10 protein-coding genes are annotated in these 15,663 nt (G+C 36.7%); 4 read left to right on the forward strand and 6 right to left on the reverse strand.

From position 1 onward, the window contains the following. Position 1 precedes the first annotated feature (1 nt). From H9565_RS04895 to H9565_RS04910, 4 genes are read left to right on the forward strand one after another with little or no spacing between them, the layout of a single operon-like run. Complete coding sequence (locus H9565_RS04895) at positions 2 to 1,393, forward strand: arylsulfatase (RefSeq protein ID WP_215438064.1); 1,392 nt, start codon at positions 2 to 4, stop codon at positions 1,391 to 1,393. A gap of 26 nt (positions 1,394 to 1,419) precedes the next feature. Further along, positions 1,420 to 2,787, forward strand: a complete 1,368-nt coding sequence (locus tag H9565_RS04900) for an MGH1-like glycoside hydrolase domain-containing protein (RefSeq protein WP_215438065.1) — start codon at positions 1,420 to 1,422, stop codon at positions 2,785 to 2,787. Between the two features lie 24 nt (positions 2,788 to 2,811). Continuing rightward, a complete protein-coding gene (locus H9565_RS04905; protein WP_215438066.1) occupies positions 2,812 to 4,839 on the forward strand; it encodes a six-hairpin glycosidase-like protein in 2,028 nt (675 codons plus the stop codon). A gap of 7 nt (positions 4,840 to 4,846) precedes the next feature. Beyond that, a complete protein-coding gene (locus H9565_RS04910; protein ID WP_215438067.1) occupies positions 4,847 to 5,569 on the forward strand; it encodes a phytanoyl-CoA dioxygenase family protein in 723 nt (240 codons plus the stop codon). Positions 5,570 to 5,949: 380 nt separating this feature from the next. On the opposite strand, the gene H9565_RS04915 is transcribed toward H9565_RS04910, so the two are convergent. The 6 genes from H9565_RS04915 to H9565_RS04940 form a co-directional block, all read right to left on the reverse strand. Beyond that, complete coding sequence (locus H9565_RS04915) at positions 5,950 to 7,494, reverse strand: alkaline phosphatase family protein (protein WP_215438068.1); 1,545 nt, start codon at positions 7,492 to 7,494, stop codon at positions 5,950 to 5,952. Positions 7,495 to 7,516: 22 nt separating this feature from the next. Then, on the reverse strand, positions 7,517 to 8,995 hold the full coding sequence (locus H9565_RS04920; RefSeq protein WP_215438069.1) for a SusD/RagB family nutrient-binding outer membrane lipoprotein: 1,479 nt from the start codon (positions 8,993 to 8,995) through the stop codon (positions 7,517 to 7,519). Positions 8,996 to 9,014: 19 nt separating this feature from the next. After that, positions 9,015 to 12,518, reverse strand: a complete 3,504-nt coding sequence (locus H9565_RS04925) for a SusC/RagA family TonB-linked outer membrane protein (protein ID WP_215438070.1) — start codon at positions 12,516 to 12,518, stop codon at positions 9,015 to 9,017. Between the two features lie 159 nt (positions 12,519 to 12,677). Then, positions 12,678 to 13,799 carry a FecR family protein gene (locus H9565_RS04930; protein WP_215438071.1) on the reverse strand — a complete coding sequence of 374 codons (1,122 nt, stop codon included), beginning with the start codon at positions 13,797 to 13,799 and terminating at the stop codon, positions 12,678 to 12,680. A gap of 117 nt (positions 13,800 to 13,916) precedes the next feature. Beyond that, positions 13,917 to 14,495: an RNA polymerase sigma factor gene (locus H9565_RS04935; RefSeq protein ID WP_215438072.1), complete on the reverse strand. Its 579-nt coding sequence runs from the start codon at positions 14,493 to 14,495 to the stop codon at positions 13,917 to 13,919. A 137-nt stretch (positions 14,496 to 14,632) separates the two neighbouring features. Continuing rightward, positions 14,633 to 15,475, reverse strand: a complete 843-nt coding sequence (locus H9565_RS04940) for a glycerophosphodiester phosphodiesterase (protein WP_215438073.1) — start codon at positions 15,473 to 15,475, stop codon at positions 14,633 to 14,635. Positions 15,476 to 15,663 lie beyond the last annotated feature (188 nt).

The following is a 15,663-nucleotide window of genomic DNA, read 5'->3' on the forward strand; positions in this document are numbered from 1 at the left end:
TATGAAAAATATAACTATTGTATACATAGTGATTATGGCTTGTCTTTGTTCAAGCAAAACTACGAGTTGTGTGTATGGCCAAGTAGAGGGGTCAAAGCCTAATATTATCTTCATTCTTGCAGATGATTTGGGATACGGAGATCTAGGGTGTTACGGTCAAGAAACGATAGTAACACCAAATATTGATCGTATGGCTTCTCAAGGATTACGTTTTACCCAACACTATGCAGGTGCTACGGTATGTGCACCATCTAGAAATAGTCTCATGACTGGTGAGCATATGGGTAATACAACAATAAAATCTATGGAAAAACCCATAAAAGAAGATGATCTTACCGTAGCCGAGGTACTTAAGAATGCAGGTTATCGAACAGGAGTAGTAGGAAAATGGGGTTTGGGCAATGTAGGTACAACTGGTTATGCTAATGCACAAGGATTTGACTACTCTTTTGGATACTATGATCAGATTAGGGCACATAACTACTATCCGGACTATCTTATGGAGAATGGCCAAAAGTTTCCTTTACAAAATAAGGTGATTTATGTTTCAGATAGTACCAATTACGCTGTAGGTATTGGTAATGCCGCTGTAGAAAAGAAAGAGTATTCTAATGATTTATTTACTCAAAAGGCTTTGGATTTTATAAAAAAGGATGCGGATACTCCCTTTTTTCTATACCTCGCTTACACCATACCCCATGCGAACAATGAGAGTTTTTTAATTGATGAGCACGGTATGGAAGTACCGGATTTTGGAATTTACGATAAAGAACCATGGCCTTCAGAAAAAAAAGCTGGAGCAGCAATGATAACCAGGTTAGATACTTACGTGGGACAAATATTGAAATTCTTGAAGAAAAATAATCTTGAAGAAAATACACTTGTCGTTTTCACTTCCGATAATGGACCGCATCAAGAGGGCGGTTGGCGATTGAATTTTTTTGACAGTAATGGGCAACTAAGGGGGATGAAAAGAGATTTGTACGAAGGTGGCATTAGAGTGCCGTTTATAGCACGGTGGCCAGGAAAGATCAAGGCGGGAGAAACGGGGCAGGTAACAACTTTTTGGGATTTTTTGCCAACTGCATGTGAACTGTCAGGGCAGGAGATACTCATGTCAACGGATGGAATATCATATTTGCCTACTTTGTTGGGTGATGTTGACCAACAAAAACAACATCCTTTTTTGTATTGGGAGTTTAAGACAAGTATTTCAAGACATGCAGTTCGTTCAGGAAGTTATAAACTGGTAACTATCCAAGATTCTAAGACTGATTCAACTAGTATTGAGTTGTATAATCTTGATAATGACGTATCGGAAACAAAAAATATAGCTGATGAAAATCCTGCAGTTGTGAAAAATTTAGAAGCTGTAATAAACAGGTTTCGATAGAATTTTAAAATAAAGTTGATATAAATATGAGTGTACGCTATAGAAAGACAGATTTGGTCAAACAAAGAATATATGCTTCCACATTGTTTGTAATGTTTTGTTTATTTGGAATACTATTAAACGGTTGTGGAGAAAAACCCGAAAAGCATATAGCAAAAAAAGAAACTATAGCATTATCTGCTTCTAACGAGCAAGAACTGAAAAATATCTATTCGCATTTAAATGAAAATTTCAAGCATTTAAGCAATAAGGTCATACAGCCAGCAGAAGGCTATTTAGAGTATCCATACCTAATACCGGCCGGATTCTATAAACAAATGTGGGATTGGGATGGGTTTTTTATGGGCAATTATTTTGTTAGTAAAGATAAACCTGAATATCTAAAGTTCTGGGCGTTGAATTTAATAAAGGGAATTGATGAAGAGGGTTATGTGTCCGGCTGCGCAACAATAAACGGACCTCGCCCTATATTTGGGAAGTTTGCAATGAAACCTTTTTTGTCTCAAGGAGTCTACCTGGCCTCTAAAAAGTTGAATGACTTTGAATGGATAAAACCTCACTATAATCAGATTAAAAGGGTTTTGGAGTATAGAGAGAAAACACAGAGAGATAGTGTTACCGGTTTATTTTTCTGGGATATAGCCATGCAGAGTGGAGCGGACAATAACCCGGCGCTTAATTATTTTATAGAAGATAAACGTTCTTTTTTGGCTCCGGACGCAAGCACATGGCAATACAAAGAATATTTGGCTCAGTCTGCAATAGCAAAAAAGCTAGGGATTAAGGAAGACGCTATTTTGTATGAACAAAAAGCGGCAGAACTAAAGATGGCCATTAATAAAATCCTATGGTCAGAAGACGATTCAATTTTTTATACGGTAGATAGAGAAACAGGTGATTTCTATAAAAGGGTTACGTTTTCCTCTTTTTTACCATTGGTGACCAACATTGTTTCAAAACCCAACGCGAGCAAAATGATAGAGACTTATTTGTTAAATGAGAATCATATGAAGGCAAAGTATGGCTTTAGAACACTTTCTGCACAAGACCCTGATTATAACAACAAGAATATTATTGTGCCCTTTTCAAACTGGCAAGGACCTGTATGGCCTATAGCCAATTATATCTATTCAATAGGATTAAAAAATTATGGATATGACCATGAGGTGGCTTGGTTGGCACAAACGGTGGGCAATTTGTTATTGACCGATATTAAAAAGTACAAAACTACCCATGAGAACTATAATGCGGATACTGGCCAACCATTAGCTCCAAGTGATGACCATGTTGGTGAAGACGGAAATATTGTGGGTTTTATTAGTTGGAATTTATGTATTGAAAATGTACTTGACGGGGTGGTAAACAATAATTGGATGTTACTGGAAATAAAATAATTCAACATAGATAATATAGTTAGGATGAATAATAATTTAGTGACCTTGGTTTTTCTGCTCGTTGTTCAATTTCAGTTTGCTCAATTTTCTCAACATTGGACAATAGAAAATAAGAATGAGATTAAATTAAATCTTTCCGAGGGAAAAAATATACCGTATGACGATAATATTGAAATGTCTGGTAAACGTGTATCGGCCATAGTTTCCTATAATATAGATAAGGAAAAACAGTTGTCGGTTTCAAGGCAGGTATTTTTTCCTCAACTAAGGACATTTATTAAAACCAACGACCCGGATTGGAAGCATTACAGGGCTTATTTATCCCATACTTTTTCTGATAATATTTTACCTACATTAATATTGAAAGAAAAAATTTACACACCAGGTGCGGTCAGAAATGTTAGAATTAATGGAACACTGGTAATAGAGCATGAGCCCGAACAGGGAGTAGCTTTGGTTCGCACATTTTTTCCGTCAACGGACCAACGTCTATTCGTTGAACAATGGGAGCTTGTTAATACTACTGATTCAACGGTACATTTTGTTGGGAGGAACACCCAAAACACTCGTTACTTAAGAGGGGTTAAGGGAGAATATGAAATAAATGGCACAAGCAATCTCACAGAGGATATCCGTATAGCTGGAGGGGAATCATATCTATTTTCAGTATATGTATCCGCAAGGATGAATGACGAACCAAAATTAACTATTCACAAGGATGAATATTATCAGCAGCGTATAATTTTTTTGAATAAAATGAAAAGCTCGTTGCAGCTTGTAACACCAGATTCAACTTTAAATACATTATTTGAATTTTCTAAAATTCGTGCTTCTGAGAGCATATTCGAATCAAAATTAGGCATGGTTCATTCTCCGGGAGGTGGGCGTTACTATGTTGGTTTTTGGGCTAACGATCAAGCGGAATACGTAAATCCTTTTTTTCCGTATCTAGGTTATGATTTGGGCAATCGGGCGGCAATGAATATGTACAACTTGTATACGAAAGAAATTAATCCGGAGTATCAAAATATAAGATATTCATTTGAAATGGAAGGTGATGCCCCTATCAGTACTTTGGACCGCGGTGATGCGGCAATGATAGCCTATGGTGCTGCACAGTTTGCCTTGGCATCAGGAGATAAAGAGGGTGCCCGAAAGCTGTGGCCTTTAATAGAATGGTGTTTGGAGTATAATAGGAGAAACCTAAATGAAAATGGCGTGGTAGTTTCGGAATCCGATGAAATGGAAGGAAGGATTGAAACAGGTAATGCTAATTTATCTACATCTAGTTTGTATTATGGAGCGTTAAATTTAGCCGTTGACCTCGGGCTTTCATTAGGAAAATCTAATAGTAAAATCCGTGAATATAAAAAGGCAGCGGTTAAATTAAGAAAGAACATTGAATCTTATTTTGGGGAAACTATTGATGGTCTGGAAACTTACAAATATTACAAAGAGCATGAAAACCTAAGACATTGGATTTGTCTTCCGTTGGTTGTGCAAATTTTTGACAGAAAAGAAGGAACTATAGAAGCTCTTTTTGAAAAGTTATGGACGGATAATGGAGTTCATGTAGAGAAAAACGAAAAAAACTTAGAAATATCCAAAGTCTTTTGGGATAGAGGAACATTATACGCACTCAGAGGAACTTTTCTTGCTGGGGCTACTGATCAATCACTGAAAAAATTGAAAGAGTTTTCGGAAAAACGCTTATTAGGAGACAGAGTGCCTTATGTAGTGGAGGCCTTTCCAGAGGGAAATATGGCGCACCTATCAGCGGAGAGCGGTTTGTATTGTCGTGTTTTTACTGAAGGTATGTTCGGTATTGTACCTATAGGTCTAAAGAGTTTTAGATTAACTCCTAGATTACCTAGTACATGGGATAAGATGGAACTAAATCATATAGAAGCTTTTAAGGCTGATTTTCATATTAAAGTTCTTAGAGAGGGGAAAAAGATTCGCGTTAGGGTAGTTGGAAATGACGGACATATCTTTAAGAGTTCCTTAATACAGGAGGGTGATTCCTTAGAAGTATCCTTAAATAAAATTTAACCTTGCTATGTTGAAAAAGGATTTTGTAAATAATGGATTTACTTTTTTAGAAGAGCTGTTGCCTATTGACGAAGTTTTTGATATAAGAAAACTGTACGATAAGCTTTTAGAAAATAAGAAGCTTACTGCCGGTTTACGAAGTGATTTGTCAGGCCATACCGTACAGGACGAGTCTATTGAGAAAATCACACAAATTATGCTTCCCAGCCGTATTGAACCGCAACTTTTGGAAAAGCAAGCTTATAAAAGGGCCTTAGTATTAGCAAAAAGTTTGTTAGGCGACGATATGGCTTTGGATTTTGACATGCTTATAAATAAGGCACCCCTTACAAATACAGAAACACCTTGGCACCAAGATGCGGCGTACTGGATAGATTTACCGGACAAAAGATCTGTAAGTTGTTGGATTGCATTAGATGACGTATATGAAGAAAATGGGTGTATGTGGTTTGTTCCTAGATATGACAATCATTTATTCAAACATACTCATAGTAAAGAGGGTGGGGCGCTATCTATAGCTATAAGGCCTAAAAATGGTAAACCTGTTCCCTTAAAAGCAGGAGGGTGCACATTTCATGATGGTTTTACCCTTCACTTTAGCAAAGGCAATAGCACCAACGGCCCACGGCGAGCCCTAATTTTAAATTTTAGACCTCAAGAAATGATACAGTTAGAACGTGAGCAAGGGATGGACCATACCGGAAAACGGAAATTTAGAAAATCGAACTGATAAAAATGTTTGTCACGACTGAATAAAACTAAGTTTCCCTTACAAGAAATATTTTTTTTCAGAGTTTATAGGGAGTTCTGCGACTAAAAGTAGGGGGATATTATTATTTCTATAGTTTTTTTCCTCTGAATATATGGTTGAGCTTATTGCAAAACAGCTGCTAAAATTTTTCCCCCTAGGATTGTAAAAAGTAAAAAGCGTCATATCAGTAAACCATGGGTAAGGTTTGCTGGTGTGACGCCTTGCAGCTTACTTTTACTCTTTCAATTTTACCTGTTTTTTGGGTTTATAATATATCTAATAGTGTGTTAGTCTGTTAGGTGAAGAGAACAGTTGTAAAAATTAAATTTCAAACCCAAAACGTTTGTCTTTAGCCCACCTTATTTTTTGAGAGTTCTTTCTACTTGGGCAGAATCAACATAGAAATATTCACCTAAAACTGTCCGGTTTAGAATTAGATTATAACTGCCACCTTCTATTGCAACGGTTGTTTTAATAGTCTCCTTAATTGGCTGTGTATTTTTATTTGCCGTCTTCCCTGTCAATAGTTCTCCAATAACTCTGCCATTCATTGTTTCAGGTATTGGTAAGCCGTGGATCGCTAATATAGTCGGGGCAATATCAATATTTGATGTAGGTAATACACTTTCGATGTTTTTCTTGAAGCTTGGTCCTTTTACTAATAAAGCAATATTCACTTCATAAGGGCTAAGACCTCCATGTCCAGCTAAGCCTTTTGAATAACCTTTTCCCGCGTAACCATTTTCGTTAATACTGTCATTCCAATTTACATCAACCATAATATCCGCAGCACGCTCTTTGTGGTTCCAGTGTATCGATTCAAATGATAAGGTTCCTTGAATACTTCCTGTTAGTTCACCTGGGTTTTTTGCCTTAGAAAAAATAGCTCCTATCCAATCTTGATTTTGTAATGCGGTAACTATTTTTTGTATGGTAATAGCATTATGGTTTTCAACATAAATAGCTCTTCCCACAACAACCACATCGTCACTATCCCTGTCTTTTTTTAATCCTTCATTAATCAAAAAATCAGAAATTGTTGTATTACCTATATGTGTAACAAATCCATGATCTGCTGAAATGATTATATTAAAATACTGTTTGAGATTGCGTCTCTTCATCTCATTCAATATTCTCCCGAATTCAGCATCAACAAATTTAATTGCTTCGGTCACAGTTGAATCTCCTATTCCATTGCTGTGTGCCGTGCCGTTTGGGTCGGAATACCAAATCGAACTAACTAATGGACCATTGGAATCAAGTCCATACTTCATGAAGGCATTCGTTATCCATTGATGTTGAGCTTTATTAGGCTTCTTCTTTTCAGGTATGGGACCAATTTCCTTGATAATTTCCTCTTTTAGCGATATAGGTAAAATGAGTTCAGGGTTGATAATAGCTCCACCCGCGACGGTATGGTTTTGCATAAGCGCCTGACCTGTGGAACCAGAACTGAATACCATCATTCTGGCTCCCGCTTTTTGAATTATCTCCCCTAAAGTTGTGGTAGTAAGTAATCCGCCATTTGTAGCCTTGTTAATTTTTTCCAACTCTCGGTTATCCCCTGTATTTATGCCTTTTTTTTTATTGATTTCTGGAAAATAGACAGAATTGCCCATTAGACCATGTGTAGTAGGATAACTACCAGTGGAAAATGAAGTGGCATTAACCCTTGTTACAGTTGGGAAAACACTATGGTGCCTTTTGCCGTAGCTTCCGGATTGGGAAAAAGAATAGACGTTAGGCATCAGTTCGGGAGTTATGTAATCAGGACGGAGGCCATCAAAAAAAACGACAAGAGTTTTTATTTTCTGTTCTTTTTTAGAGTCTTGTGCAACAGCTGTAAATGTCAACAGGATAATCGCCAGAATACCGCTTATTTTCTTTTTTCGAATACTTTTCATGCTTATGATATATTTAGGTGAATTACTTATCCCACCAAACCTTAATATCACTATTATCTCCACCCATATTATTCACTGCAGCCTCCAAGTTATTTGGGTTTAAAGATTGAAGGTAGGTGGGGTAGGGAATTCTAGAGGGAAAGTTGTTTTCCAAGGGAATACCCTCTCCTCTTGGAAGTTCAGGGTATCCAGTCCTGCGTTTTTCGAACCAAGATTGGTAGTCTACAAAAAAGTAGGCATAGTATTTTTGCAACATAATTTGCGTCATCTGGCCTTCGGTTGTAGCTGAAGTATCGTATTTAATATTTTCTCGTTCTAAAAAGTCATTTGGCATAGGTGCCCCCCATTGTGCCATAGAAGCCATTATTCCTGATGCGTAATGATCTTTTGGCTGTTGGCCGGTAGGATAATTTTTTAAGGCAAGTTCTGCTTTAATAAATTCTACTTCGGCATAGGTCATCATGATACCTAGTTGAGGAAACGTTTTAAGATTATCACTATAACTGGAATTCTGTCCTACAACGTGTTGGGTGGTTACAGGGTAACCGCTTTCTGCTCCTTTATAAATGTTTTGACCATCTTGTTCCACAGTGAGCGCCCATACATTGCGTCTTGGATCTTCGGAGTCATTAAGTCCGTCAATAAAGAATTTTGTAAAGTAGACATTTTCGCTCCAATCCACCGTACGTGCATTATAATATGGGTTAAAGTAGGGGAACGAACCGGTATAATTGAAAATTGCGTTATCATCTATACTGGTAAAAACGGGATAGGTCTCCGGGTCACTTAATATAGTGTTGATTTGTGACGTTACATCTATCTCACCATCGCGTTTGGAAATTCTCAATAAAAGTCTTAAACGCAGTGAATTGGCAAATTTTTTCCATTTGGTTATGCCAGGGTTACTATCACCCGATAGTTCGTTTGCGTCATAGACCAAATCTCCACCGTAAGTGAGGGCTTTAGAATCGTCAAATAGAGAGTTGGCTATTTCCAAATCATTCAATATTTGTACATAAATATCTTTCTGTTTGTCAAATTTTGGTTGAAAAACACCATCACCTGCGGAAGTAGCTTCAAAATAGGGGATATCACCATATAGATCTGTTAAAATGGAAAATGCCCAAGATTTATACACTAATGCGATGCCTCTATAATTATCCTCATTTAGCTCTTCTGAAATAGTCTGTAAATCTTTAATATCTGTCAGATAACTATAGAACGAAGTCCAAACACCTTCTCCTGGATTTATAACGTAACGATGTTGACCGCCACCACCTGTACTTTCTCTTGGTACATCTACTTGCATTAACTCATGAGTGAATGATCTTGATGATTGAATTGCAGAATTCACCATGCGGTATTGCAACTGCCCTAAAAGTACCCCAGGTGTTATTTCTTCAGGTCTGTTGGGGTCAGTGTTTATTTCTTCAAAATCTTTTGTACAACCAGTCAACAAGATTGTAAAGATCAGCACGGTATTTATAAGTTTTTTGTACATGTTTTTAAGTAGATAAGGTTTAAAATTTTAAAGTGAGATTGGTTCCGATAGAACGTGTGGAGGGAAATTGAGCCAATTCCACCCCAGGGGTTAACGTACCGTTGTTCAGATTGCCACCTTCTGGATCAAAACCGGGAAACTTAGTAAAATTGAACAAGTCCCTTCCGAACAAAGCGATAGTTGCCCCTTGCAATCCAATTTTATCCAGTAAATTCTTAGTGAATCTATACTCTAGTCTAACCTCGCGTATTTTGAGAAAATCAGTGCTAAAGATGTTAGTTTCGGCGTTACTGCTCTTGTAGTAATTATTATAATAGGAATCTGCGGGAACATTTATTGTATTAGGGGTGTAAGAACCATCTTGTTGTAATACTACTCCGTCTCCTATAATACCGGTTTCACGGCCTGGTAATGTCACTTTGGTTTTACCTAAGGTATTACTCTTATGGTTTGTGTGGGAATATATACTTCCTCCTGTTTGACCATCCAAAAGCATACTGAACTTGAACCGACCCAATGAGATTTCGTTCATAATACTACCCTTCCAATCAGGAAAGGCATTCCCTAGTTTTTTAGCTACCGGATCTAATTCCGCAGGAAGGCCGGCAGATGAGTAGATAATCTGCCCATCTGGAGAGCGTTGGAATCCTCTGCCGTAGAGATCTCCCATAAGGCCTCCAACTCGGGCTTCTATAGATACGTTACTCCCACGGGCATATATAACCTGAGTTTCTATTCCATCGGAAAGTTCCTTGACATAACTACGATTCCTTGACCATATCAAGGTTGTATTCCATTTTAGATTTTCATTATTAATAGGTTTGGCAGTCAATTTAAGTTCCAAACCTTGACTATTGATCAGCCCCGCATTAATTAATGCGTTCGAATAGCCAGATACCGGGTCTAAGGGAATTGCTAAAATCTGGTTACGACTGTCATTAGTATAATAAGTCGCGTCTAATCCTAACCGATTTTTTAATAATCGTAGATCTACTCCAATCTCATAGCTTGTCGTAATTTCAGGTTTTAATTCGTTATTGAAAAGAGTGGTCGGGTTTGTAAAGCTATTGCTTAAAACTCGATCATAGTATTTAGCGGTTTGATAAGGGCGGGTATCATTACCTACTTGCGCCCATGAAAGGCGAAGTTTTGCAAAAGAAACAACTTCTGGAAGTGTTATTAGATCACTAACCAAGAAACTGGTACTTACCGATGGATAGAAAAAAGAGTTGTTTTTTAGTGGTAAGGTACTTGACCAGTCATTACGGCCGGTAAGATCTAAAAAAATACGGTCATTTAAGAATGATAGTTGTGAGATTGCATATAGGCTATTGGTAGCTTTCTCTGTCCTTATGGGATCTAATACTGCTTGGTCTAAACTATTGGAAATTTGATAGATACCTGGTTGCGCCAATTGATCAGCATATTTTCCGGTAAAATTATAATTCTGTCGCATAGCATTACCTCCACCGGATACTGTAAAACCAATTTTGTTGCCCAGATTTCCTGTATACGTTAATAGGAAATCTGTATTGGACTCATAACTGAATACGTCCTGTTCGCGGTAAGAGCCTCTAGGAAATTTAGTCATACTAAATGGCCGCTGTTGAGTTCGGAATTCATACGCCATATCTAGGCCGGAACGAACTTTAAGACTTAACTTTTTGGAAAATTCATAGTCTAGTGAAATATTAGCAATAACACCATGTTTATTCATTGTGTTCAACATTTCATACATACCCAAAAGTGGATTGTCCGGCCCTGGGTTAAAAGGATTTTTTTGTTCAACATCCTCTAAACCGGGTTGCCAATAAGGGTCAAACCATTCAGGGTTTATACTCGGGGCAGTACCAAGAATCAGAAAATACATTAGAGATTGATTATTGTAACCAGCAGCCGGTAGGTTGTCACTAGTTTTGTTGGTATAGTTAGCTTTACCGGTGATTTTCAACTTATCGGAAATTTTTTGGTTTACCGATAATGAGGCGTTAATGCGTTCAAAACCCGTATTAGGTATAATCCATTTGTTTTTTAAATGAGTTAGTGAAAATCTTGCGGATCCATTGTCTCCACCGCCTTCTAAGGAAATACTGTTGGAAGTAGTTGTGCCAGTTCTAAAAAATCCTGAAATATAGTTTTTATAGGGTACCCAAGGAGTGCGCTCAGTAGGTCTGCCATCAGGTGTGTTGGGGTTATACTGGAAATAGGATTGTCCTGAAAATTTTGGGCCCCATGCTCTGCCCGCACCCACGTTGGTACTAGTGTTTAAGCCGTCTGGACTATCTAGATACGAGTAATATTCAGAAGTGCGCCCCTCACCATATTCAAATTGATAGTCGGGATAACGGTTGACTGATTCGGTATTAAAATTGGAGTTAATAGTGATGCCAATCCCATTTTTTTGTTTTGAACCGGATTTGGTGGTAATAATAATGGCACCGTTACCTGCTCTGCTACCATATAATGCCGTGGCACCTGGTCCTTTTAAAACAGTCATTTCCTCAATGTCGTCAGGATTGATATCGGATAAGGTTGACCCATAATCCACAGGGCTGTCTGCTGAAAGGTATGATGAGAAACCTGTACCAGTAATTTTGCTACTAATTGGAACACCATCAACAACTACTAATGCCTGATTGTTTTCTAAATTTAGCGATGATTCGCCTCTAAGAGTTATACGTGCCGATCCCATTGGTCCGGCTCCGGCACCTTGAATGTTCAGTCCTGCTACCTTTCCTGAAAGGGAGTTTACCCAGTTGTTAGTCTTGGCATCCTTAACGGACTTTTCATTTATAGTCTGTGCCGAATATCCTAATGATTTTTCTTCTCTTTTGATTCCTAGGGCCGTTACAACAACACCTGACAGTTCCATTGCATCTGGTTCTAGTTGTATATAGATTTCCGTTCTTTTTTCTACTACTATTTCTCTAGTTGTGTAGCCAATATAGGAGACTATTAATGTTGCAGCGTTGTCAGACACATCAATCATGTAGTTGCCATCAAAATCAGAGGTGGTACCATTGGTAGTTCCTTTTTCAACAATGCTAGCGCCTGGTAATGGATTTCCATTTTCATCGGTAATGGTACCATTGATCAATTTTTGTAAATCTTTTAGATCGGGAATTTGATGCTTAGTCCTATTATTTACATCAATTTTTAATTTGGATTCTGTAAGGAATATGCGGGTTTGGATGACTTTGTAATCGGTTTTTGTTTTTGAGAATATTAAGTCAAGTAAAGTATCAATTGGTATGTTCTTGACATTAATAGATACGGATCGATCTAAGTCAACGGCGTTAATTTTATATACGAAACGAAAATCTGTGGAGTTCTCAATGGTGTCAATGAGGTCACTTACGGATATGTTATCATAATTTAATGTGATCTTGGTTTGTAATGAATAATTTTCATTAGCGTTAATTTTAAAAAAAGAAACTAAAATGAGTAAAATGCAAAGTCTCATTTTATAAGTGAATTTTTGAAACGGGGAGAGGCTTCTTGTAAGGTTAAGAAGTTTTTTCATACTTTTATAGCGTTATATTGTGGTAATTCTTTTAGAAAAATCACTTTAGTCCAATCGGGAAATGTTGACGCATTTCTCGATTTTTTTTATTAATACTAGAGTGCTTTTTATTATTGGATTTTTACTTTAGTTGTTCTAGTTCATAAGTGTTATGGTTTTTTATTCTGTTATATTTATTTGATTTCCACTAATGGTATAATTGATATTATAAGTTATTTTCAAATCTTGAAGCACAGCTTCTATAGGGGTATTTTTACCTAGATTAGCATTGAATTTTTCTTTCGATATACTTAAATTATCATTTGAGATTTTGACATTGTAATGTCTCTCCAATTTTCTTAGAATATTTTCAAAAGTCATTTTTCTAAAAACCAGTTCATTTTGCATCCATGAAGTATAGAGGTCGGGTAAAACCTTCTCTTTAGAAAATTCTCTTTGTTTTTTATTGAAGCTTGCTTTATGTCCGGGAGTGAGTAAGGTACCTTTCTCTAGAAAATTTTCCTCATGTTGGTAGAGACTCACGGAGCCTTCAATTAGAACAACTTCGGCAACTTCATCTTCCGGGTATGCATTGATATTAAATTGAGTACCAAGTACCCTAATGTTCAACTCTTCGGTATTTACTATAAATGGGCGCAGAGAATCTTTCTTTACATTCAAATAAGCCTCCCCTGATAGAAATATTTTTCTTTCACCTCCCCTTAAAAATTTGATAGGGTATTTTAGTGATGAACCGGCATTGAGATGTACGATGGTACTGTCGGATAATAAGATGTCAAAGGTTTTTCCATTAGGAACATTTAGTGTATTATATGCAAGTTCACTTGTTGAGTTTGAAGGATAATAGACAAGTTGTCTTTTCTTTTGCTTTCCAAAGAGTTTACCTTGTTCATCGAACAGTTTAGTTGTAGAATGCTCATCTAAGACCTTTAAAGAGCCACCTTCGAGCTCTAAAGTAATCATGTTATTTGGTAAGCTATTATTTTTTTGGAATAGGTAGACAATGGCAATTAGGCCTATAAACGTTGCTGCAATGGCCCCAAGATATCTCCAAGATATTTTCTTACTGTTGATAGTTCTGGTCTCGCTAAGCTTTAAAGCGGTAGTGATATTTTTCAGTAATCGAATTCTTGTTTGTTCCGTCTCCAATAAATTCCAAGAATCCATTTTATTTTTCCCTTGGGCTTTATCACAGAATTCAAGTAGAAGTTCCTTTTCTTTTTTGGAACAAGTACCATTTTCATGTTTGTCTAATAAACTAAAGAATTCTTTCTTGGTCACAATTATCCTGTTATGATATCAGGACACAAAAAGGTGGGGGGCACTCACGTCTCAAATTCGAAAAAGGCTTGAATTAACCTATTGGTAACATTAAATATAGAGGCAGTTAACTTTTGACTAGATATTCCAGAAAATGAGTAAGAACTGCAATGATTTTCCAAGTGTACTTCTGAGCTCTTTAGAGGCTAGATATAATTGATTCTCCACACTACGATGTGAAATATTAAAAAAATCTGCAATTTCAGTGATTGAATAATTTTGTAGTCTGCTCATTAGGAAAATTTCTCTTCGCTTTGCCGGGAGATTTGAAGCGGCATCTTTGATAAGAAGAGTTAAATCCTCTAGATTTAGATTTTGTTCAGCTTCGGGGCTTAAACTCAGAGTACTTATAATTTGTTCGTTTAGAGTCGAAAATTTATTATCTCTTAATTTTAGTAGTGCATTGTTTCTAACAGCATTAAAAAGATAATTCTTTAATCGTTCTATTTGGGTAGATTCCCTATTTGTCCAAATCTTAATAAAGATTTCTTGGATAGTGTCTTCGGTAAGTGCTTTGTCTTCTAAAATATTTAAGGCATAGGCATAGAGCTGTTTCCAGTACCTATTATAAATTTGACGAAAAGCTAGTTCATTCCCTTCTCTTATGAGTATAAGAAGTCGTGTGTCAGATATTTCATCAAAATTGTTGGGTGTCATTTAATATTTTCAAGGACGAAAGATAATTACGCGCATATCAACTTAAAGGAGGAAAAAAGTTAAGTAATCATTAAGTATAGGGGAAGGCATTGAGTCTAGGTATCAATAAATAGATTTTTTATAATAAGACTCGGGACTTAACGAGATAGTTCAATTCCTATGGCTTGTGCAGCAGCAAGCATTTCAGATAAATTATCCGTTAAAATGAAATCAACTCCTTTGTTGAGTAATTCTATACCCTCTTCGGGAGTATTACTGTAGAAATAGTTAATTTTTATATGATTGACTTTTAGTATTTCAATGTCTTTGAGGATACTCGTGTTGTCTCTTTTTTTTAAGAGTTGTATGGCTGCAAACTCCCCTTTAGTTGTAGTTTGGATATAGTCATTCCGGGAACTGGTTCTTTCCATATTACAAATCATAATATTGGTGTTTACTTGTCTAACACCCTTGGCACTTTCATTATTACATGCTATTATGGCCTGATGCGATCTATTCTTGGCAAGAATTGTTTTGGCAACAGCAATGCCTAATTTTTTATCTCCTTTTAAATGTACGTTCAACCAAATATTTTTTGGAAAAATATCAAGTACTTCTTCTAGTAAGGGTACCCTTTCTCCTTTAAATTTTTTTGATTTCCATGCTCCTGCATCAAGCTGTTTAATTTCATTCCATGTTAGGTCTTCTACAGAGCCTGATCCATCTGTAGTTCGGTCGACCGTGGCGTCGTGCATGATAATTAGTTTATTGTCAATTGTCATTCTTACATCAAATTCAATCATCTGTGCACCCAAGCGGACAGCTTCTTTAAATGCTGATATAGTGTTTTCGGGATGTAGTTCACTAGCGCCTCTGTGCGCACATATACCTCTTTTTGGCATTTTAGGGCCGTGCTTTTGCACAGGTGTAGTTAATGCAAAAATGTTCGAGGAGTGCGTAAATAGAAGACCAATAAGAATGATTTTTAAGAAATGGCTCATGATTATGTGCTAATTTTTTTAGGGGGTTATTTGAAGCTCTTTAATGGAGAATTTGGCTGATGGTATTATAACTATGTGTTCGAGTAACATAGGAGGCATCTAATGTACTTCTTCTATGTTTTTAAGAAAGAGCAGTATTGTTATCTATTTGTAAAATCTAAGTAAAGAATTTGAAGGAATTAATAGCG

The sequence above is a fragment of the Zobellia russellii genome (assembly GCF_018728565.1).
Taxonomy (GTDB): Bacteria; Bacteroidota; Bacteroidia; order Flavobacteriales; family Flavobacteriaceae; genus Zobellia; species Zobellia russellii.